This window comes from uncultured Amnibacterium sp. (genome assembly GCF_964245895.1).
In the GTDB taxonomy this organism is placed as follows: Bacteria; Actinomycetota; Actinomycetes; order Actinomycetales; family Microbacteriaceae; genus Amnibacterium.
On record NZ_CAXTOQ010000051.1, the window covers coordinates 1 to 19,998 of the forward strand.

Consider the following 19,998-nt stretch of genomic DNA (forward strand, 5'->3'; position numbering starts at 1 on the left):
CGAAGATCGTCATCCAGAAGTTCAAGAACAAGACCGGCTACAAGAAGCGCCAGGGCCACCGCCAGGAGCTCAGCCGCGTCCGCATCACCGCGATCGGCTGAGGAGCAGACCATGGCACACAAGAAGGGCGCGAGCTCGACCCGCAACGGTCGCGACTCCAACGCGCAGTACCTCGGCGTCAAGCGCTACGGCGGCCAGGTCGTGAAGGCCGGCGAGATCCTCGTCCGCCAGCGCGGCACGCACTTCCACCCCGGCGCGAACGTGGGCCGCGGCAAGGACGACACCCTCTTCGCCCTCGAGGCGGGTGCGGTCGAGTTCGGCGCCAAGGGGCGCCGCAAGGTCGTCAACATCGTCGTCCCGGCGCAGCCCGTCCTGGAGACCGCAGGCGCCTGACGCACTGATCGATCGGCAACGGGCGGGATCCTGACGAGGACCCGCCCGTTCCGCATGTACGAGGACTGCATCGAGAAGGACAGAGGAGGCTCGCCATGGCGACGTTCGTCGACGCGGTGACGCTGCACCTCAGCGCCGGGCACGGCGGCAACGGCTGCGTATCGATCCGCCGGGAGAAGTTCAAGCCGCTCGCCGGCCCCGACGGCGGCAACGGCGGCGACGGCGGCGACATCGTGCTCGTCGCCGATCCGCAGGTGACGACGCTGCTCGGGTACCACCGGTCGCCGCACCGCTCCTCCGGCAGCGGCCGCCCGGGCGCGGGCGACGACCGCGCGGGGGCCGCGGGCGAGCCGCTGGAGCTGCCGGTGCCGGTCGGCACCGTCGTGACCGACGCCGATGGGCTGCCGCTCGTCGACCTGATCGAGCCCGGCATGCGCTTCGTCGCCGCGGCCGGAGGCAGGGGCGGGCTCGGCAACGCCGCCATCGCCACCCCGAAGCGCAAGGCCCCGGGCTTCGCGCTGCTGGGCACGGAGGGCGACGCCCTCGACGTCCGCCTCACGCTGAAGACGATCGCCGACGCCGCGCTCGTGGGGTTCCCCTCCGCGGGCAAGTCGAGCATCATCGCCGCGATGTCCGCGGCCCGGCCGAAGATCGCCGACTACCCGTTCACCACCCTGCAGCCGAACCTCGGCGTGGTGGAGGCGGGCAGCGTGCGCTACACGATCGCGGACGTCCCCGGCCTCATCGAGGGCGCCAGCGAGGGCCGCGGCCTCGGCCTCGACTTCCTGCGCCACATCGAGCGCTGCAGCGTGCTCGTGCACGTGCTCGACTGCGCGACGATCGACCCCGGCCGCGATCCGCTCAGCGACCTCGACGTCGTGATCGCGGAGCTGGCCGCGTACCCGGTGCCGGACGGCGCCGTCCCGCTCGTCGACCGGCCGCAGCTCGTCGCGCTGAACAAGGTCGACTCGCCCGACGCGCGCGACCTCGCCGAGCTGGTGCGCCCCGACCTCGAGGCCCGCGGGCTGCAGGTCTTCGCGGTGTCGGCCGCGAGCCATGAGGGCCTCGGCGGGCTCTCATTCGCCCTCGCCGCGATCATCGGCGCCGACCGCGCCGCGCGGCTGGCGGAGGAGGCGCTGCGCCCGCGCATCGTGGTCCGGCCGAAGGCGGTCGACGAGATCCCCTTCACCGTCCGGGTCGAGGGCGGCACCGAGACGCTGTACCGCGTCGTCGGCGCGAAGCCGGAGCGCTGGGTGCAGCAGACCGACTTCACCAACGACGAGGCCGTCGGCTACCTCGCGGACCGGCTCGCGAAGCTCGGCGTCGAGGAGGGCCTCTTCAAGGCCGGCGCACGCCCGGGCTCGGCGGTCGTGATCGGCGAGGGCGACGGCGTCGTCTTCGACTGGGAGCCGACCCTCACGTCCATGGCGGAGCTCGCGGTCGGTCCTCGCGGCACCGACCAGCGCTTCAGCGGCGGGGTCCGCCGCTCCACCGAGGAGCGCCGGCAGTCGTACAAGGAGCGGATGGACGCGAAGAGCGCCGCCCGGGCCGACCTGGAGGAGGAGCGGTCCGCGGAGCGCGCCACCCGCGAGGACCTCGAGTCGTGACGGCGCCGCGGACGCCGGAGGTGATCGACGCCGCCCAGCGCATCGTCGTGAAGGTGGGGTCCTCCTCCATCAGCGGGGAGCGCGCCGCGCAGATCGCGCCGCTCGTCGACGCCCTCGCGGCCGCGCACGCCCGCGGCGTCGAGGTCGTGCTGGTGTCGTCCGGCGCGATCGCGACCGGTATGCCGTACCTCCGCCTGCAGGAGCGGCCGACGGACCTGGCCGTGCAGCAGGCCGCCGCCGCGGTCGGGCAGAGCCTGCTCGTCAAGCGGTACCAGGAGCGGCTCGACGCCTACGGCATCACCGCCGGCCAGGTGCTGCTGACGGCCGGCGACATCGACAACCCGACCCACCGCAGGAACGCTGAGCGGGCGCTCGAGACCCTGCTGGCGCTGCGGATCCTGCCGATCGTGAACGAGAACGACACCGTCGCCACCCACGAGATCCGGTTCGGCGACAACGACCGGCTCGCGGCCCTCGTCGCTCGCCTGATCTCCGCCGACCTGCTCGTGCTGCTGTCGGACGTCGACGCGCTGTACACCCTGCCGCCGGAGCAGGCGGGCGCGGTCCGGATCCCGTTCGTCGCGGCCGGCGACCCGCTGACCGAGGTGCTCGTGACCGAGTCGAACACCGGGGTCGGCACCGGGGGAGCCGCGACGAAGCTCGCCGCCGCCCGCATGGCGGCCGACGCGGGCATCGCCGTGCTGCTCACCGCGACGGACCGGGTCGACGCCGCGCTCACCGGCGAGCGCGTCGGCACCTGGTTCGAGCCGGCCACCTGATCAGGTCCGGTCGTCCGCTTCGGCTGGTCGAGATGCGAGCGCAGCGAGCCTCGAGACCATCGCGGGCCGTCCCTAGACTCGGCCCATGACGGACGTGCTGGAGTCGCGAGGGCTCGACACCGCGGAGGCGCGGTTCCGCGCCGCGAAGGCGGCGTCCACGACGCTCGCGACGTCGACGACCGCGGCGAAGGACCGCGGGCTGGAGGCGATCGCCGACGCCCTGCTCGCCCGCTCGGCCGAGGTCGTCGCCGCGAACGCGCAGGACCTCGCCGCCGCGCGGCAGTCGGGTCTCTCGGCCGGCCTGATCGACCGGCTCACCCTGGACGAGCGGCGCGTCGCGGCCCTCGCCGACGCGGTGCTCGCGATCGCGCGCCTGCAGGACCCGGTCGGCGACGTCCTGCGCGGCAGCTCCCTGCCCAACGGGCTGCAGCTGACACAGGTCCGGGTGCCGTTCGGGGTCGTCGGAGCGATCTACGAGGCCCGGCCGAACGTGACCGTCGACATCACCGCCCTCGCGCTGAAGAGCGGCAACGCGGTCGTGCTGCGCGGCGGCACGGCGGCGCAGCACTCCAACACCGCGCTCGTCGCCGTCATCCAGGACGCGCTGGAGGCCGCTGGGCTGCCGGCCGACGCCGTGCAGACCATCGACGAGTTCGGCCGCGACGGCGCCGCGCAGCTGATGCGCGCAAGGGGGCTCGTGGACCTGCTCGTGCCGCGGGGCAGCGCCGGCCTGATCAAGGCGGTGGTGGAGGAGGCGACGGTACCGGTCATCGAGACCGGCGCGGGCGTCGTGCACGTCTTCCTCGACGAGAGCGCCGACGTCGCGACCGCCATCCCGATCGTGCTGAACTCCAAGACCCACCGCGTCGCCGTCTGCAACGCCGCCGAGACGCTGCTGGTGCACGCGTCGGCCGCCGAGCGCCTGCTGCCCGCCGTGCTCGGCGCACTCACCGAGGCCGGCGTCACGCTGCACGCCGATGAGCGCACCCGGGCCGTGGTGCCGGGCCTCGAGCCCGCCACCGACGCGGACTGGGCCGCGGAGTACTACTCGATGGACCTCGCCGTCGCGGTGGTCGACGACCTCGACGCCGCCATGGCGCACATCGCCAGGTGGTCCACCCACCACACCGAGTCGATCGTCACGGAGTCGCTGCGGAACGCGGAGCGCTTCCTCGCCGAAGTCGACTCCGCCGTCGTGATGGTGAACGCCTCCACCCGCTTCACAGACGGCGGCGAGTTCGGCTTCGGCGCCGAGGTCGGCATCTCCACGCAGAAGCTGCACGCGCGCGGCCCGATGGGGCTCGCGGAGCTGACCAGCACCAAGTGGCTGGTGCGCGGCACCGGGCAGACCAGGGCCTGACGCGGGGCGGCCCGTACACTGGCCCAGCCCGCCGGACACCGGCGGGAGAAGGAGGATCCGCATGTCGCTCGCCTCGGTCGTGCTCGCCGCATCCGGCACCTTCCAGGAGCAGCAGCTCCCCGTGCCGAGCGTCGTGTTCCCGCTCATCGCCATCGGCGTGTTCGCCCTGCTCGGCGCGGTGGCCTGGTCCTACCGCGACGTGGCGCACCGCCACGCGGGCGGCAAGGCCGATCACGGCACGCCGCAGGGCCACTGACGGGGCAGCCGTCAGCGCGCTGAGCGCCGCCCGCTCCCCGGGGAGCACCCGCCGTCGCATCGGCGTGATGGGCGGCACGTTCGACCCGATCCACCACGGACACCTCGTCGCTGCGAGCGAGGTGCAGCGCGTCTTCGAGCTGGACGAGGTCGTGTTCGTCCCGACCAACCGGCCGTCCAACAAGAGCACGGTGACGGAGCCGGAGCACCGGTACCTGATGACGGTGGTCGCCACCGCCTCCAACCCCGGCTTCACGGTGTCCCGCGTCGACATCGACCGGGGCGGCATCACCTACACGGTGGACACCCTGCGCGACCTCGCCGCGCAGCATCCCGACGCCGACCTCTTCTTCATCTCCGGCGCGGACGCGATCGCGCAGATCGTCACGTGGAAGGACCTCGACGAGCTGTGGGGCCTCGCCCACTTCGTCGCGGTGACCCGGCCGGGCCATCAGCTGTCGGTGTCCGGCCTGCCGCAGGGGGACGTCAGCGTGCTCGAGGTGCCCGCCCTGGCGATCTCCTCGACCGATTGCCGAGCGCGTGTGCGACACGGCGCCCCGGTTTGGTACCTCGTGCCGGACGGTGTGGTTCAGTACATCAGCAAGCACCGGCTGTACAGGAGCGAAGCATGACGTCGTGGCAGGACCAGCAGATGCGCGGGGGCGCGGGCGGGGCCGCCGTGGACCCGGTTTCAGGGGCGCCGATGAGCCGCCGCGAGGCTCGCGAGGCCGAGCGCCGCGCTGCGGAGGCGCTCGCGGAGAAGCAGCCCCACCCCTCGGGAGTGGTCGACTTCCAAGCGCGCGACTACGGCGCGGATTTCGCGCCCGACCAGGATTTCAACGTCGGCGACACGCAGGACATCTGGAAGGCGCTGACGGGTGAGCGGCGCCCCGGATCGGGCCCGTCGAACGAACAGGCCGCGTTCCGCACCGCCGTTCCGGGAGCGCCGGCGGCGACGCCGCGCGGCGACGCCGGCAGCGTGAACGGCGAGCTGCTCGACCGGGTCCGCGACGCCGTGCTGCGACGCGCTCCGGAGCCTCAGGCGCCCGCCGCGTACGAGCCGCCCGCGGCGTACCAGCAGCCCCAGGCGCCCGCGCGGCAGCAGCCGCAGCAGCGCCCCGCGGCGTTCCCGCAGCAGCCTGCCGCGTACGACGACGGCGGCCTGAGCCGCCGCGCCCGTCGCGAGCGCGAGACCACCGATCTGCGCGAGGACGGCCTCCCGTCCCAGCTGTTCGCCGACCCCGGCCGACCGGCCCCGCGGGCCGCTCCGCAGCCGCCCGTCGTGCCGGCGCCGCGGGAAGCGACGCGCTTCGGGTTCGAGGACCGCACCCAGCAGGCCGGACCGCCGGTGGAGCACCAGCGGCAGCCGGCCGGCTTCGAGGGCTACGACTACGAGGACGACGGCTACTACGACGAGCCGTACGCGCCCGAGCCGACGATCGCGATCCCGCTGCAGGCCACCGACCCGGTGCCGGCGACCTCGCTGACGAACCCCGTCGGGCTGCCGCACGCCTTCTCGGAGCCGTCCGGCGACGACGCCCTCACCTTCTCCAGCCCGATCCCGTCGGTCCCCGCCGACCACCGCGACGACTGGTCGGACGCCAGCGTGGATCCGGCGTTCATCGAGCCCGAGGACCGGTACGGCGCGCAGCCCAGGTCCGCGTTCTCGAGCCCGGTGCCGGCCCAGGCGCCGATGCCGTTCGTCGAGCCGCACGCCGGCGCCGGGTTCCAGGCCGCGCAGTTCGAGGCCGGCCAGCTGGGCCCGCAGAGCGAGGTCACCGACCTGGCCGGGTTCGAGGCCCTGATCCGCAAGGCGCGGCAGCAGCCCGCCGAGCCGCAGGCCGCCCAGCGCCAGCAGGCCCCCGGGATGGCCTGGGCCGACGAGGAGGACGTGCAGGACGGCTTCACCGGCCTGCTCAGCCGCTCGGTGCAGGGCTCCCACGGCTCCACGAACGCCCTGATCATCCCGAACGACGGGTCACCGGATCTGACGCAGGCGCTCGACTCGCACGGCGACATCTTCATCACCGGGTCGATGAACCTGTCGAGGAGCCTGTCGACGACGGGTGCGCCGAGCGACCTGTACGACTCGCAGGAGATCGACCGGCTCTACGAGGCGGCGCAGGACGAGCCGGCCTCGGGCGTCGCGCCCGTCCGCGCCTCCAAGGCCGTCAGCGGTGCGCCGCACGACCGCCGGTTCGCGGGTCCGCCGAGCCGCCGGGGCAACGTGCTGCCGACCGTGCTCGCGATCGTGGCCGGTGCGATGGCTGTGGGTGTGGTGACCCTGCTCGTCGGCAGCTGGGTGCTCAAGCTATTCTGATCGCTCAGATGGAGCAGCCACAGATCAGATCCCAGGTGCAGGAGGCGGCGGAGGCCGCCGTCTCGAGGAACGCGACGGATCTGGTGGCGCTCGACGTCTCCGGCCGGCTCGCCCTCACGGACGCCTTCCTCATTGTCTCGGGCAGCAGCGAGCGCAACGTCAGCGCCATCGCGGACGCCGTCGACGAGCGGCTCGGCTCGGTCGGCGTGCCGCTGAAGCGACGCGAGGGCCGTGGCTCCGGGCACTGGGAGCTGCTCGACTTCGGCGACGTCGTCGTGCACGTGTTCCTCGAGGAGGACCGTGCGTACTACGGCCTCGAACGGCTGTGGCGGGACTGCCCGGTGATCCCCATCGAGGAGCGCGCCGCCGCGTCCTGAGTCCTCCGCTCAGCCGACGGGGGTCGTCGTCGCGCGGTACTCGGACATCGAGACGCCGTACCGGCGCCGGAACGCGCGGGCCAGCCGGTCCTGGCTGCTGAAGCCGAACCGGTCGGCCAGCGCGGCGAGCGAGGGCTGGCGCGGTCCGGCGCGCAGCGCGTCCGCGATCAGATCGAGGCGTCGCTCGCGGAGGTGCCGCGCCACGGTCGCCTCCTTGTCGTCGAACGCCCGGTGCAGGTAGCGGAGGCTGACGCCCAGCGCCTGCGCGATCTGCGGCGGCCGCAGCTCCGGGTCGCTCAGGTGCCGCTCGATGTACTCGAGCGCGGCGGTGTAGACGCGGTCCGGGCCGGCGAGCGGCTCGATCGGGCCGAGGACCTCGGTGAGGATCGCGGTCTCCAGGTCGATCAGGCCGCGGGCCGCGTAGTCCGAGTCGAACGTCCACGCCTCGTCGAGCCGCGACGACAGGTGCACCATCAGGTCGACGACGGCGTCGGCCAGCGGCGAGTGCGGCAGCGGACCGACGGGGAGGAGCTCGAAGCGCCGCACCGCGGTGGGGAGGCTCGTCACCGGCAGCGTCGAGGCGACGATGACGACCGGGCCGTCCGTCTGGTAGATGTACTTGCGCTCGCGGCAGGTGAACAGGGCGTCGCCGGGCCCGAGGTGCATGGGCTTGCCGCCCGGCGCCGCGGCGAGCATGCCGCCCTCCTGCACCGTCAGCAGGCGGAGGATGTCCGGCTCGCCGGTGCCGTGGCGGCCGTCGATGATCGCGCGGTGCGCCGTCATCTCGGTACGGCGCAGGACGAGCTGGCCGAGCCGCACCCGGGTCATCACGGCCTCGAACGCGTCGGGGTCCGGGGCGGTGAAGCGGCCCTCGACCGGCAGGTCGCGCAGGCCGGCCGGACCGTGGTACACGCGGTGCTCGACCATCGGCGACCGTGCGTCGTCCTGGGCCGCGTCGGAGCCGGATGCGACGGTGTCATCGCGTGCTGCGTCCACCCGTCGCCCCCGTCCACCACGTCGTGGGCAGCCATTATGCGCAGCCCGGGGGCGCGCGGCATGGGAGTGCCCGCAGGTCCGGGGGCAGCGCATCGGATCGAGCGCACATCACATCGGGCATCCGTGCAGGTGCCGCCGGACCGTTGCACGCAGCGCGGTGATCGCACCCTGCGCTCCGGGCTCGAGACGACGAACGGCCCGGTCCGTCCTCTGGCGAGAGAGGAGCTGGACCGAGCCGGACGCCTGGTGGATCTGAGGGGACTCGAACCCCTGACCCCCTGCATGCCATGCAGGTGCGCTACCAGCTGCGCCACAGACCCTCGGCTGCCGCCGAAGCGGCCTGTCGAGTGTACACCGAGCCCGGGGTGCCGCCCTCCGCCGCGCGGTCGGCGCGACGGTCGATCAGGACCGCGCCGCGTCCTGCAGCAGCGGGCCGAGCCGCTCGCTCGAGCGCTCGGCGGCGCGGGTGCTGCTGAGCGAGCCGATCGCCACGATCACCAGCCCCGCGGCCACGACGGTCCACCACAGCGGGTGCGCGTCCGTCGCGAACGAGCGCGGCACCCTCCCACCGGCGCCCGACGCACCGGTGATCGAGCCGGCGAGCGCGATGCCCAGCGCGGTGCCGACCTGGCGGCCCGTCGACGCGATCGCGGAGGCGGCTCCGGCCTGGTCGTTCGGCATGCCGGACACCGCGGTGTTCGTGATCGGCGCGTTGACCAGCCCGAACCCGAGTCCGAAGAGCGCGAAGACGACCGCGACGACCGCCACGGGGGAGGAGGCGGTGGTGAAGGCCAGGGCCGTCGCGGCCGCCGCGATCAGGATGCCGGCCAGCGACATCGGCAGGCGCGTGCCGCGGGCCCCGACGAGGCGGCCGGACAGCGGCGACGCGATCAGGATCGCGACGCCCGCCGGCATGAACAGCAGCCCGGTCACGATCGGCGGGAACCCCTTCACCTCCTGCAGCAGCAGGGTGTTGGAGAACAGGAAGGCGCTCCAGGACCCGAACGCCAGCACCGCCGCGACCACCGCGCCCGCGAAGGGGATGCTGGTGAAGAACCGGGGGTCGATCAGCGGCTGCTCGCGCCGCCGCTCGACGGGGACGAACAGCACGAGGGCGATCGCGGCGACCGCGAACGCGGCGAGCGTGCCGGGCGAGGTCCAGCCGAGCTCGGGTCCCTCGATGATCCCGAAGACCGTGCCGGCGAGCAGCAGCACCACCAGCACCTGACCGAGCGGGTCGACGCGGCGCGGCCTGGCCGCGCGGGACTCGGGAACGAAGCGGGTGGTGAGCACGAGGGCGGCGATCACGACGGGCACGTTCACCCAGAAGATCGCCCGCCAGCCCACCGTCTCCACGAGCAGCCCGCCGACGAGGGGGCCGAAGCCGAGCGCGATGCCGCTGACGGCTCCCCAGATCCCGAGGGCGCGCGCCCGCGCTCTCGGCTCGCGATGCGCGGTGGTGATGATGGACAGGGACACCGGGTTCAGCATCGTGCCGCCGAGCGCCTGCAGCACCCGTGCGGCGATGAGGAACCCGTCGGTCGGGGCGGCGCTGCAGGCGAGCGACCCGAGTCCGAACACGACGAGCCCGATGCGGAACACCCGCTTCCGGCCGAGCCGGTCCGCGGACGACCCGGCCAGGACGAGCAGGCTGGCCAGCGTCAGCGTGTAGGCGTCGAGCGTCCACTGCAGCCCGGTGACGCCGGCGTGCAGCTCCTTCCCGATCGTGGGCAGCGCGACGTTCGTCACCGTCGCGTCGAGGCTGACGATGAAGAGGCTGAGGCAGCAGATCGCCAGGATCAGCGCCGGGTGCCGCTGCCGCTCGGGCGTCTCGTCGTCCACCCCGGCAGCGTAGGAACGCGCGCCTGCACGGTCGTCGGCCTCGCAGGCCGCGGGGGCTCAGGCGCTCGGCGGCCCCAGGACGGCGGTGGCGATGGTGCTCAGCGCGGAGTCGGCGGAGGAGGGGTTGAACGCGCCGGCCAGCACGTCGCGGTAGAGCCGGGACAGCTCGGACGAGGCCGCGTACCCGCTGCCGCCGCCGACCAGGATCGCGGCGTCGACGACCGCCTTCGCCTGCTCGGTCACCCGCACCTTCAGCCCGGAGGCCTTCGCGAACCAGAGGGAGCCGTGATCGACGAGCGCGTCGACGTCCCGCGCGAGGGACCGGATCTGCGGGTCGAGCGCGTCGTCGAGCAGCGCGGCCGTCGCGACCCGGCGGCGCACGTCGGGATCGTCGGAGCGCGGTCCGCCGCCGGACCGGAGCGACGACCGCCGCCGAGCCGCCTCCGCCGCCAGCTCGACCGCGCGGTGGGAGACGCCCGCGTACACCGCCGCGAGCAGGATCTCGAACGCCACGAACACCCCGAACACCAGGGGATCCGGGTTCGGCCCGGGCGGCAGTCGCCGCACGACGCGGTCCGCGCGGGCGACGGCGCCGCGCAGGTGCGTCGTGTCGCTGCGCGTCGCGCGCTGACCGAGCGGGTCCCAGTCCTCGACCACCTCGATCCCGGCGGAGTCCCGGTCCAGGAAGCCCCAGACGATGCGCGGCGCGTCCGCGCTCGTCCCGTCGAGGCCGAAGGTGCCGAGCCGGGTCCACACGGGGGAGAGCGACGTGAAGGTCTTGGTCCCGGTGTAGGCGACGGAGCCGTCGGGTCGCGTCGCGGCCTCCACCGTCGAGCCGAACAGCACGAGGTCGTTGCCCGCCTCGCTGACCCCGAACGCGAAGACCTCGCCCTGGGCCGCCTCCTGCAGCACGAAGTCGAGCGACGGGTCGCCCCGGTCGTGCAGGATGCGCGCCACGGCCGTCCACACCAGGTGCATGTTCACGGCCAGCGCCGTGGCGGGGGCGGCCGCCGCGAGACGGGACTGCTCGCGCGTGAGGTCCTCGAGCGAGAGGCCCCAGCCGCCCGCCTCCTCGGGGACCAGCGCGGCGAGGTAGCCGGCGGCGCGCAGCTCGGCCAGGTCCTCGTGCGGGAAGGAGCCGTCGCGGTCGTGACCGGCCGCGCGGTCGCGGACGCGCGCCAGCAGGGCGTCGTCGAGCGCGTGCGCGGAGGGGGAGGTGGGCACGCGGCCACGCTACGCGGCGTGCACCTGGCGCCCGTGCCGCGCACGGGGAGGATCCACCCGCCGTCCAGCGCCTCCTCCGTACGCTCCGGACGTGACCTCCACGACGATGCTCATCCTCGGCGCCAGCGGCGACCTCGCGAAGCGCCTCCTGCTGCCCGGCATCGGCAGCCTCATCGCCGGGGGCGACACCGCCGACCTGCGGCTGCTCGACGGGCTGACCGTCGTCGGCAGCGGCCGCTCCGACCGTGCCGACGAGTGGCAGGAGACGGTCCGGGCCGCGTTCGAGCAGGTGCAGGCGACCGGCGAGGCCGCCGCCGCGATCCTGGCCTCGACGACGTACGTCCAGGCCGACCCGACGACCGCCGAGGACTGGAAGCCGCTGCTCGAGCGGGTCGACGGCGACCTGGTCGTGTACTTCGCGCTGCCGCCGTCGATCGTGTCGAAGGTCGCGACCGTGCTCGAGGGCCTGGACCTGCCCGAGCACACGGTGCTCGCGGTCGAGAAGCCGTTCGGCGACGACGCGGACAGCGCCACGGCGCTGAACGAGGCGCTGCGGCGGGTGGTGCCGGAGGAGCGGATCCACCGCGTCGACCACTTCCTCGGGCAGCGGGCCGCGCTCGCGATGCTCGCGACCCGCTTCAACAACCGCCTGCTCGAGTCCTCCTGGACCGCCGAGCACATCGAGCGGATCGAGATCGTCTACGACGAGAAGCTGGGGCTCGAGGGCCGCGCCGGGTACTACGACACGGCAGGCGCGCTGCGGGACATGCTGCAGTCGCACCTGCTGCAGGTGCTCGCGGTCACGACGTGCGAGGCGCCGCCGGACCTGGACCCGGAGCACCTCCGCAACTCCCTCGCCGCGGCGCTGTCGGTGACCAAGGTGTGGTCGGGCGGTCCCGTCTTCCCGGGCACGGACGCGCCGTCGCGACGGGCGCGCTACACGGCGGGCGACGTGGATGGGAAGCACCTGCCGGACTACACGGCGGAGGACGGCGTCGACCCCGGCAACGAGACGGAGACCCTCGCCGAGATCGCGCTCGAGGTCGACAACGCCCGCTGGGCCGGCGTGCCGTTCGTGCTGCGCTCGGGCAAGGCGATCGGCGATCCCGCGAACGAGATCCGGATCCACTACCGGCCGGTCCGGTTCCGACCCGACGGCCAGTCGGGCGACGGTGCCGCGGAGGTGCTGCGGTTCGGCTTCAAGCCGCCGCGGATCGAGCTGCGGTTCACGGCGGGGGGCGCGGACATGCCGTTCGAGCTGGAGCCCGTCGAGGTCAGCGGCACCCTGCCGAAGAGCGCCGTCACCGAGTACGGCGAGGTCATCCGCGGCGTGCTCGGCGACGACCCGACGCTGTCGATCCGCGGCGACGTCGCGGTGCAGTGCTGGAACATCGTGCAGCCGGTGCTCGACGCCTGGCAGCGCGGCGACGTGCCGCTGGAGGAGTACGCGGCGGGCAGCGCCGGTCCCGCCTCCTGGGGCTGAGCGGCTGACGCTCCCCGCCTCCGGGCGCGAGCAGCAGACCGCGGGCGCCGGGCGGCGACCCACGAGCACGACAGCAGGAAGAACGACGTCCAGCAGGAAGAACTCGGCCCGTTCTTCCTGCCGAAGCGGATTCTTCCTGCTGACGGACTCGGTTCTTCCTGCTGAGGCGCTCCTCCGAGGGGAGCGTCGGTCAGAGGAGGCCCTGGCGCTCCAGCTGCTTCGCGAACCCGCCGCCGTCGGGCGCGAAGACCCAGTTCGCCGACGTGGTCTGCTCGCGCCAGCGCTCGCGAGACCGGCCGCCGGCGAGCACCGCCTCGCTCGTGGAGAGCTGGCGGATGCAGATCGCGGCGACGTTGTCGGGATGCGCCTCCGCGAACCCGCTGTAGGTCTCCTCGTCGTGCTGCCCGTCGTCGCCGATCAGCAGCCACCGCATGTCCGGGAACTCGGTCGCCAGCCGCTCGAGCTCGTCGATCTTGTGCGCGCGGCCCGAGCGGAACACCCGGTCGGGCGTGGGACCCCAGTCGGTCAGCAGCAGCGGGCCCCGCGGGTACAGGTTCCTGCTGAGGAACCGGCCGAGCGTCGGCGCGACGTTCCACGCGCCGGTGGACAGGTAGAGGAACGGCGCCGCCGGATGCGCGCGGCGGATCCGGTCGTACAGCACGGCCATGCCGGGCGTGGGGCTGCGGGCGTGCTCGTTCAGCACGAACGTGTTCCAGGCGGCCAGCAGCGGCCGCGGCAGCGCGGTCATCATGACGGTGTCGTCGATGTCGGACACGATGCCGAAGGGCGCGGCCGGGTCCAGCACGAAGATCGGCGCCGTCGCGGCCGTGCCGGCGTCGCGCTCGCCCTCGATGCTGAGGCGCGCCGTGTGCCAGCCGGGGGAGAGGTCCGCCTCGACCCGCACGTCGATCACGCCGCCGTGGTCCGCGACGACGTGGTGCACGACGTCGCCGATCTCGACGCGCACGGGCGCGCCGTCGACGGGGATGCCGGTGAAGCTGCGCCAGCCGCGGAAGGACTCCTGGGGCGACTCCGTGTCGAGCGGCACCTGCGCGGTGATCAGCACCCGGCCGAGCACGCGCACCCACGAGGTCGAGCCGTACCCGGTGTACGGGATCAGCGACGGCGCCCGGCCGGACCGCCTGGCGCGCTGCTCGCGGAACTCCCGGATCGCGCTGTCGACGCGCATCGCGCGGCCGACGGCCTCCAGAGCGGCGGGCGACGGGGTGCGGCGCCGGAACGGGCGACGCTGCGGTGGGGCCACGGCACGCAGTCTCGCAGACGCTTCCCGTGCTCACGGGGCGTCACAAACCGACGGGTTCACGGTGTGCGCGCTTGGATGTCGGAGGGCGCTCGTATATTCGTCCCCGCTTCGGCCGAACGAGGAGAGGACGCCGGGTGAGCATCGAGTTCCGCCACGTGCGCAAGACCTACCCCGACGGCACGACCGCGGTCGAGGACTTCTCCGTGACGATCCCGTCGCGCACGACGACCGTGTTCGTCGGCTCCTCCGGGTGCGGCAAGACGACCCTGCTGCGCATGATCAACCGCATGGTCGACCCGACCGAGGGGCAGATCCTGATCGACGGCGAGGTCGTCGGCGACGTCGAACCGGTCGCCCTCCGGCGCCGCATCGGCTACGTGATGCAGAACTCCGGGCTGCTGCCGCACCGCTCCGTCGTCGACAACGTCGCCACGGTGCCGGTGCTGACCGGCACGCCGAAGGCGCGGGCCCGCCAGGACGCGCTGGGCCTGCTCGACCGGGTCGGCCTCGACCGGTCGCTGGCGAACCGCTACCCGGCGCAGCTCTCCGGCGGCCAGCAGCAGCGGGTCGGCGTCGCCCGCGGGCTCGCGGCGGACCCGAACATCCTGCTGATGGACGAGCCGTTCGGCGCCGTCGACCCGATCGTGCGGGAGGAGCTGCAGCAGGAGCTGCTGCGCCTGCAGCGCGAGATCGGCAAGACCATCGTCTTCGTCACGCACGACATCGACGAGGCGTTCCTGCTGGGCACGCAGGTCGTCATCCTGCAGCGCGGGGGCAAGGTCGCGCAGATCGGCAGCCCGCAGGAGATCCTCGCGAACCCGGCCAGCGACTTCGTGGCCGACTTCATCGGCGCCAAGCGCGGCAAGCGGAGGCTCACCGTGGAGGAGCGAGGGGCCGGCGACGACGTGCTGCTCGTCGACGCGGGCGGCTACCCGGCCGGCGTCATCAGCGCGCCCGACGGCCGTCTGGCCCTCTCTGGCTCGAGCCCCCTCTCCCGCAGCGTCTCGAACAAGACGGACCAGGCGGGCGACGCCTGATGGACTGGATCGGAGGGCACCTCGGCTACCTCTGGGACCTCGTGGTCACCCACGCGGCTCTCTCGGTCCCTCCGATCGTCATCGGGTTCCTCGCGTCCGTGCCGCTGGGGTACTGGGCGAGCCGGTCCCGCATCGCCCGCGGCGTGCTGCTGACCGTCGGCAACGTGCTGTACACGATCCCGGCGCTCGCCCTGATCCTGCTGGTCCCGGTGATCCTGGGCTTCGCGCTGCTGGACCCGAAGAACGTCCTGGTCGCGCTGACCGTGTACGCGGTCGCGATCATGATCCGCAGCGCCGCCGACGCGTTCGCCTCGGTGTCGCCGGCCGTCCGGCAGTCCGCTGAGGCGCAGGGCTTCTCGGCGGGCCAGCGGTTCTGGCGGGTCGAGCTGCCGCTCGCCGGGCCGGTGCTGCTCGCCGGCGTGCGCGTCGTCTCCGTGAGCACCGTCAGCCTCGCGACCGTCGGCTCCCTCGCGGGCATCAGCAGCATCGGCGACCTCTTCACCGACGGCTACCTGCGCAGCTTCGGCCTCGAGATCGGCGTCGGCATCGTGCTGGTCCTGCTGCTCGCCGCCGTGTTCGACCTGATCCTGAACGCGGTCGGCGGCCTGCTGATGCCGTGGAACCGGCGCCAGAAGGTGTCCCGGGCGGCGGGGCGCGCGCTGTCGCAGCCGACGCCGGCGGGCACCGGGGCGGGGAGCGGACTGTGAACCTCCTCCTGCAGGGCATCGCCTGGCTGCTCGACGGCCGCAACTGGGCCGACACCGAGTCGCCGGGCCTCGGCTCGCAGCTGCTCGGGCAGCTCGGCATCGCGAGCGCGAGCGTGCTGATCGCCGCGGTGGTCGCCGTGCCGCTCGGCGTGCTCATCGGGCACACCGGCCGCGGCCGGTTGGTCGCGATCCTCGCGAGCAACACGGCCAGGGCGCTGCCGACGCTCGGCCTGCTGTCCGCGGTCGTCGTGGTCCTGACCCTGCAGCCCGACTGGCTGACGCCGGTGCTGCCGCTCGCGATCCTCGGCATCCCCCCGCTGCTCGCGGGCGTCTACTCCGGCTTCGAGTCGGTCGACCGGCAGACGATCGACGCCGCCCGGGCGATGGGGATGACCGAGTGGCAGGTGATCACGCGGGTGGAGGCGCCGCTCGGCCTCCCGCTGATCCTCGGCGGCCTCCGCGCGACGGTGCTGCAGATCGTGGCGACGGCGACCCTCGCCTCCTTCTTCGGCTACACCACGGTCGGGCTGGCGGTCCTCGCCGGCCCGGCGAGCAACGACTACGTGCAGATGATCGGCGGCTCGCTGCTCGTCACCGCGCTCGCGCTCGTGCTCGACGGCGGCTTCGCCCTGCTCCAACGACTCAGCGAACCGCGCGGGGTGTCCCGCGGTCCGCGCTCCCGCACCACCACAGCACGCGGCGGCGGCGTCACGACGACGCCGGCCGGGACACCCGTCAACTGAGAGGAACGCAGCAATGAAGAGGATCGACCGCAGACGCTTCGCGCTCGTCGGCGCGCTGGCGATCGCGACGACCGTGTCGCTCGCCGCCTGCTCGAGCGGCGACACGCTCGCCGGCAACACCCCCGCCGCCTCGAGCAGCGGCGGCGCAGGCGACAAGTCCCTGGTCGTCGCCACCACGCCGTACCCCGAGACGCAGGTCGTCGCGCAGATCTACGGCCAGGTGCTGGCGAAGAACGGCTACACGGTCAGCTACAAGCAGCCCGGCCAGCGGGCCACGCTGTACCCGGCGCTGAAGAGCGGCGAGGTGAACCTCACGCCCGAGTACCTCGGCTCGCTCGCCAACTTCCTGGGCAACAAGGACGCGCTGACCGACGCGGACACCGCGAAGACGAAGCTCGACTCGCTGCTGAAGGCCGACGGCCTCACGGCCCTGACCCCGGCGGAGGCGTCGGACTCCGACGCCCTCGTCGTGCTGAAGTCGTTCGCCGAGAAGTACGGCGTGACGTCGTTCGGCGACCTGAAGAAGGCGGGCACGGTCACCCTCGCGGCCAACAAGGAGTTCAGCACCCGGCCCGACGGCCTGAAGGCGCTGAAGTCCGTCTACGGGCTGTCGAACATCAAGTTCAAGGCGATCCAGGACGGCGGCGGCCCCGCCACCGTGAAGGCGCTGAAGAACGGCTCGGTCCAGGTGGCGGACATCTACACGACGTCGCAGAGCTTCACCGACCCGGACTTCGTGGCGCTGAAGGACGACAAGGGCCAGTTCGGTCCGCAGAACATCGTCCCGGTGCTCACGACGGCGAAGGCCGACGCGAAGGCGACGGAGCTGCTGAACGGCATCTCCGCGAAGCTGTCCCAGCAGCAGCTGATCGACCTCGACACGAAGGCGTTCGCCGACAAGGCGGACCCGGCGGCGATCGCCAAGGACTGGATCACGGCGCAGGGTCTCTGACCCCTCCGTCGACCGCGATGGCCGGTGTCCCTCGGGACACCGGCCATCGCCGTCAGCGCTCGAGGCGGTGCAGCAGCCGCTTGCCGAGCCAGGCGGCGAGCAGGAACACCACGACGCCGCCGAGCACGACCCAGCCCGCGAAGTGCATCTCCTGCGCCAGCACCCGGTAGCTGGACCCGGCGGCCTGCCCCACGGACACGTAGATGCAGGCCCACAGGACGCAGGCCGGGGCGGTCCAGGCGAGGAAGCGCCGGTAGGGGTAGTGGCTCGCGCCGACCGTCACGGGGATCAGCGCGTGCATGACGGGCAGGAAGCGGCTCAGCAGGATCGCGACCCCGCCCCGGCGGTCGAGCCAGCGCTCCGCCCGCAGCATGTGCGGCTCGCCGACGCGGCGGCCGATGCGGCTCATCCGCAGCCGGGGGCCGAAGAACCGGCCGATGACGAAGCCCAGGCTCTCGCCCGCGAGCGATCCGGAGACGACGGCGAGCACCAGCAGCACCCACTCCGCCGCCCCGCGGCCCGCCGTCGCCGTGAATAGCATGATCGTGTCGCCGGGGATCAGGAGGCCGACGAACAGGCTGGTCTCGCAGAACATGCCGATGAAGGCCACGACGTACCGCCATGCGCCGAGCCCCGCCAGGCCTTCGAGCAGGGTGGTCAACCATGCGTCCAGGTGGCGCTCCTTCGTCGTCGGAGGTTCAGCGTAGGCGCGCCTCCTCCGCGGCGCGGGGACGGGAACTCCGCACGGCGGGCGGGCGTCGGCGGGGCGCCTAGGGTTGTCTGCTGTTCCGCGCCTGAAACGAGCCTGAAACACGAAGGATCCCCGCGATGACCCAGTCGGACCCCGACGAGCTGCCGACCTTCGAGCAGCTGCAGGAGAAGTGGCAGCCGATCTGGCGGCAGGGCGACTGGTTCCGCACGGACGACCCCGCGGACAACCGCCCGCGGAAGTACATCCTCGACATGTTCCCGTACCCCTCAGGCGACCTGCACATGGGGCACGCGGAGGCGTTCGCCTTCGGGGACATCACGGCCCGGTACTGGCGTCAGCGCGGGTTCAACGTGCTGCACCCCATCGGGTGGGACTCGTTCGGCCTGCCCGCGGAGAACGCCGCGATCAAGCGCGGCTCCGACCCGCGCGAGTGGACCTACGACAACATCGCGCAGCAGAAGGCGTCGTTCGAGCGCTACGGCGTCAGCTTCGACTGGAGCCGCGAGCTGCACACCTCCGACCCCGAGTACTACAGGTGGAACCAGTGGCTGTTCCTCAAGCTGTACGAGAAGGGCCTGGCGTACCGGAAGGACAGCTGGGTCAACTGGGACCCGGTGGACCAGACCGTGCTCGCGAACGAGCAGGTCCTGCCCGACGGCACGAGCGACCGGTCCGGCGCGGTCGTCGAGAAGAAGAAGCTGACGCAGTGGTACTTCCGCATCACGGAGTACGCCGACCGCCTGCTCGACGATCTGAAGCAGCTGGAGGGCACCTGGCCGTCGAAGGTCATCGCGATGCAGCGCAACTGGATCGGCCGCAGCAACGGCGCCGAGGTCGAGTTCCGGGTCGAGGACCGTGAGGAGCCCATCACGGTGTTCACGACGCGGCCGGACACGATCCACGGCGCGACGTACATGGTGGTCGCGCCGGACTCCGATCTCGCCGCCGAGCTGATCGCCGGCACCCCCGCCGAGATCGCCGAGCCGTTCGCGGCGTACCTCGCCCGCGTGCAGTCGACGACCGAGGTGGAGCGGCTCGCGACCGACCGCGCCAAGACGGGCGTGTTCCTCGGCCGGTACGCGCTGAACCCGCGGACCGGCGAGCGGCTGCCGATCTGGGCCGCCGACTACGTGCTGTCCGACTACGGCACCGGCGCGATCATGGCCGTGCCGGCGCACGACCAGCGCGACCTGGACTTCGCCCGGGCGTTCGACCTGCCGGTCAGGACCGTCGTCGACACCTTCCAGCCCGTCACAGGGGTGATCCCGGTCATCCCGCCAGGCGGCGAGCTGCCCGAGATCGAGTCCGTCGACCCCGCGGTGACCGGCGTCGCGCTGACCGGCGAGGGCCGGATGGTCAACTCCGGCAGCCTGGACGGGCTGTCGAAGGCGCGCGCGATCGAGCGGGTCGTGAAGGAGCTGGAGGCGGCCGGCACCGGCCGGGCGGCGAAGAGCTACCGCCTGCGCGACTGGCTGATCTCGCGCCAGCGGTTCTGGGGCACGCCGATCCCGATCATCCACGCCGCCGACGGGACCGAGATCCCGGTGCCGGAGGCGGACCTGCCGGTCCGCCTGCCGAGCACCGAGGGGCTCGACCTGCGGCCGAAGGGCACCTCCCCGCTCGGCGCGGCGACGGACTGGGTGAACGTGCCGAGCCCGATCGACGGCAGCCCAGCGAAGCGGGACGCCGACACGATGGACACCTTCGTCGACAGCTCCTGGTACTTCCTCCGCTTCCTGTCGGCGAACGACGACACCAAGGCGTTCGATCCGGCCGAGGCCGACAAGTGGGCGCCCGTCGACCAGTACGTCGGCGGCGTCGAGCACGCGATCCTGCACCTGCTGTACGCCCGCTTCATCACCAAGGTGCTGTTCGACCTCGGCTACGTGCACTTCACCGAGCCGTTCAGCGCGCTGCTGAACCAGGGCATGGTGCTGTCCGGCGGCG

20 protein-coding genes and 1 tRNA gene are annotated in these 19,998 nt (G+C 72.9%); 15 read left to right on the forward strand and 6 right to left on the reverse strand.

The window, feature by feature from the left end; all coding sequences use genetic code 11:
• From ACFE60_RS09095 to rsfS, 9 genes are all read left to right on the forward strand, one after another.
• Positions 1–101 (forward strand): bL21 family ribosomal protein (locus ACFE60_RS09095; protein ID WP_375388553.1); only part of this gene is annotated, 101 nt, incomplete at its 5' end.
• A 10-nt stretch (positions 102–111) separates the two neighbouring features.
• On the forward strand, positions 112–393 hold the full coding sequence (gene rpmA / locus ACFE60_RS09100; protein WP_375388535.1) for a 50S ribosomal protein L27: 282 nt from the start codon (positions 112–114) through the stop codon (positions 391–393).
• A gap of 95 nt (positions 394–488) precedes the next feature.
• Complete coding sequence (gene obgE / locus ACFE60_RS09105) at positions 489–2,000, forward strand: GTPase ObgE (protein ID WP_375388536.1); 1,512 nt, start codon at positions 489–491, stop codon at positions 1,998–2,000.
• Complete coding sequence (gene proB / locus ACFE60_RS09110) at positions 1,997–2,779, forward strand: glutamate 5-kinase (RefSeq protein ID WP_375388537.1); 783 nt, start codon at positions 1,997–1,999, stop codon at positions 2,777–2,779. The genes obgE and proB overlap by 4 nt, the downstream gene beginning before the upstream one ends.
• 85 nt (positions 2,780–2,864) lie before the next feature.
• Positions 2,865–4,139: a glutamate-5-semialdehyde dehydrogenase gene (locus ACFE60_RS09115; protein WP_375388538.1), complete on the forward strand. Its 1,275-nt coding sequence runs from the start codon at positions 2,865–2,867 to the stop codon at positions 4,137–4,139.
• A gap of 61 nt (positions 4,140–4,200) precedes the next feature.
• Positions 4,201–4,395 (forward strand): hypothetical protein, encoded by a 195-nt coding sequence (locus ACFE60_RS09120; RefSeq protein WP_375388539.1) that lies wholly within the window; start codon positions 4,201–4,203, stop codon positions 4,393–4,395.
• A 19-nt stretch (positions 4,396–4,414) separates the two neighbouring features.
• Positions 4,415–5,026 carry a nicotinate-nucleotide adenylyltransferase gene (gene nadD, locus ACFE60_RS09125; protein WP_375388554.1) on the forward strand — a complete coding sequence of 204 codons (612 nt, stop codon included), beginning with the start codon at positions 4,415–4,417 and terminating at the stop codon, positions 5,024–5,026.
• Complete coding sequence (locus ACFE60_RS09130) at positions 5,023–6,714, forward strand: hypothetical protein (RefSeq protein WP_375388540.1); 1,692 nt, start codon at positions 5,023–5,025, stop codon at positions 6,712–6,714. The genes nadD and ACFE60_RS09130 overlap by 4 nt, the downstream gene beginning before the upstream one ends.
• Before the next feature lie 8 nt (positions 6,715–6,722).
• Positions 6,723–7,091, forward strand: coding sequence for a ribosome silencing factor (gene rsfS, locus ACFE60_RS09135; RefSeq protein ID WP_375388541.1), 369 nt, complete (start codon positions 6,723–6,725; stop codon positions 7,089–7,091).
• 9 nt (positions 7,092–7,100) lie between these two features.
• On the opposite strand, the gene ACFE60_RS09140 is transcribed toward rsfS, so the two are convergent.
• The 4 genes from ACFE60_RS09140 to ACFE60_RS09155 all read right to left on the reverse strand — a co-directional run bounded on the left by ACFE60_RS09140 (position 7,101) and on the right by ACFE60_RS09155 (position 11,153).
• Positions 7,101–8,087 (reverse strand): helix-turn-helix domain-containing protein, encoded by a 987-nt coding sequence (locus ACFE60_RS09140; protein WP_375388542.1) that lies wholly within the window; start codon positions 8,085–8,087, stop codon positions 7,101–7,103.
• Between the two features lie 244 nt (positions 8,088–8,331).
• Positions 8,332–8,407 (reverse strand) — tRNA-Ala (locus ACFE60_RS09145).
• Between the two features lie 82 nt (positions 8,408–8,489).
• On the reverse strand, positions 8,490–9,929 hold the full coding sequence (locus ACFE60_RS09150) for an MFS transporter (RefSeq protein ID WP_375388543.1): 1,440 nt from the start codon (positions 9,927–9,929) through the stop codon (positions 8,490–8,492).
• 57 nt (positions 9,930–9,986) lie between these two features.
• Complete coding sequence (locus tag ACFE60_RS09155; protein ID WP_375388544.1) at positions 9,987–11,153, reverse strand: acyl-CoA dehydrogenase family protein; 1,167 nt, start codon at positions 11,151–11,153, stop codon at positions 9,987–9,989.
• A 91-nt stretch (positions 11,154–11,244) separates the two neighbouring features.
• Here ACFE60_RS09155 and ACFE60_RS09160 point away from each other — a divergent pair, with 91 nt between their 5' ends.
• The gene (locus tag ACFE60_RS09160; RefSeq protein ID WP_375388545.1) at positions 11,245–12,636 is read left to right on the forward strand and encodes a glucose-6-phosphate dehydrogenase; all 1,392 of its coding nucleotides are present in this window, start codon (positions 11,245–11,247) and stop codon (positions 12,634–12,636) included.
• Between the two features lie 190 nt (positions 12,637–12,826).
• Here ACFE60_RS09160 and ACFE60_RS09165 read toward each other — a convergent pair whose 3' ends face one another.
• Positions 12,827–13,900 carry an App1 family protein gene (locus ACFE60_RS09165; RefSeq protein ID WP_375388546.1) on the reverse strand — a complete coding sequence of 358 codons (1,074 nt, stop codon included), beginning with the start codon at positions 13,898–13,900 and terminating at the stop codon, positions 12,827–12,829.
• Between the two features lie 134 nt (positions 13,901–14,034).
• Here ACFE60_RS09165 and ACFE60_RS09170 point away from each other — a divergent pair, with 134 nt between their 5' ends.
• The 4 genes from ACFE60_RS09170 to ACFE60_RS09185 are packed head-to-tail and all read left to right on the forward strand — an operon-like array spanning position 14,035 to position 17,339.
• Positions 14,035–14,937 (forward strand): ABC transporter ATP-binding protein, encoded by a 903-nt coding sequence (locus ACFE60_RS09170; RefSeq protein ID WP_375388547.1) that lies wholly within the window; start codon positions 14,035–14,037, stop codon positions 14,935–14,937.
• Positions 14,937–15,644 (forward strand): ABC transporter permease, encoded by a 708-nt coding sequence (locus ACFE60_RS09175; protein ID WP_375388548.1) that lies wholly within the window; start codon positions 14,937–14,939, stop codon positions 15,642–15,644. The genes ACFE60_RS09170 and ACFE60_RS09175 overlap by 1 nt, the downstream gene beginning before the upstream one ends.
• Entirely contained in the window at positions 15,641–16,387 is a 747-nt protein-coding gene (locus ACFE60_RS09180) for an ABC transporter permease (protein ID WP_375388549.1), read from the forward strand. Before ACFE60_RS09175 ends, ACFE60_RS09180 begins: the two co-directional genes overlap by 4 nt.
• Positions 16,388–16,400: 13 nt before the next feature.
• Positions 16,401–17,339, forward strand: coding sequence for a glycine betaine ABC transporter substrate-binding protein (locus tag ACFE60_RS09185; RefSeq protein ID WP_375388550.1), 939 nt, complete (start codon positions 16,401–16,403; stop codon positions 17,337–17,339).
• A 52-nt stretch (positions 17,340–17,391) separates the two neighbouring features.
• Here the strand turns inward: ACFE60_RS09185 and ACFE60_RS09190 are convergent, their stop codons facing one another.
• On the reverse strand, positions 17,392–18,000 hold the full coding sequence (locus tag ACFE60_RS09190; protein WP_375388551.1) for a DedA family protein: 609 nt from the start codon (positions 17,998–18,000) through the stop codon (positions 17,392–17,394).
• Positions 18,001–18,167: 167 nt separating this feature from the next.
• Here ACFE60_RS09190 and leuS point away from each other — a divergent pair.
• The coding region (gene leuS, locus ACFE60_RS09195; RefSeq protein WP_375388552.1) for a leucine--tRNA ligase at positions 18,168–19,998 on the forward strand (1,831 nt) is incomplete at its 3' end.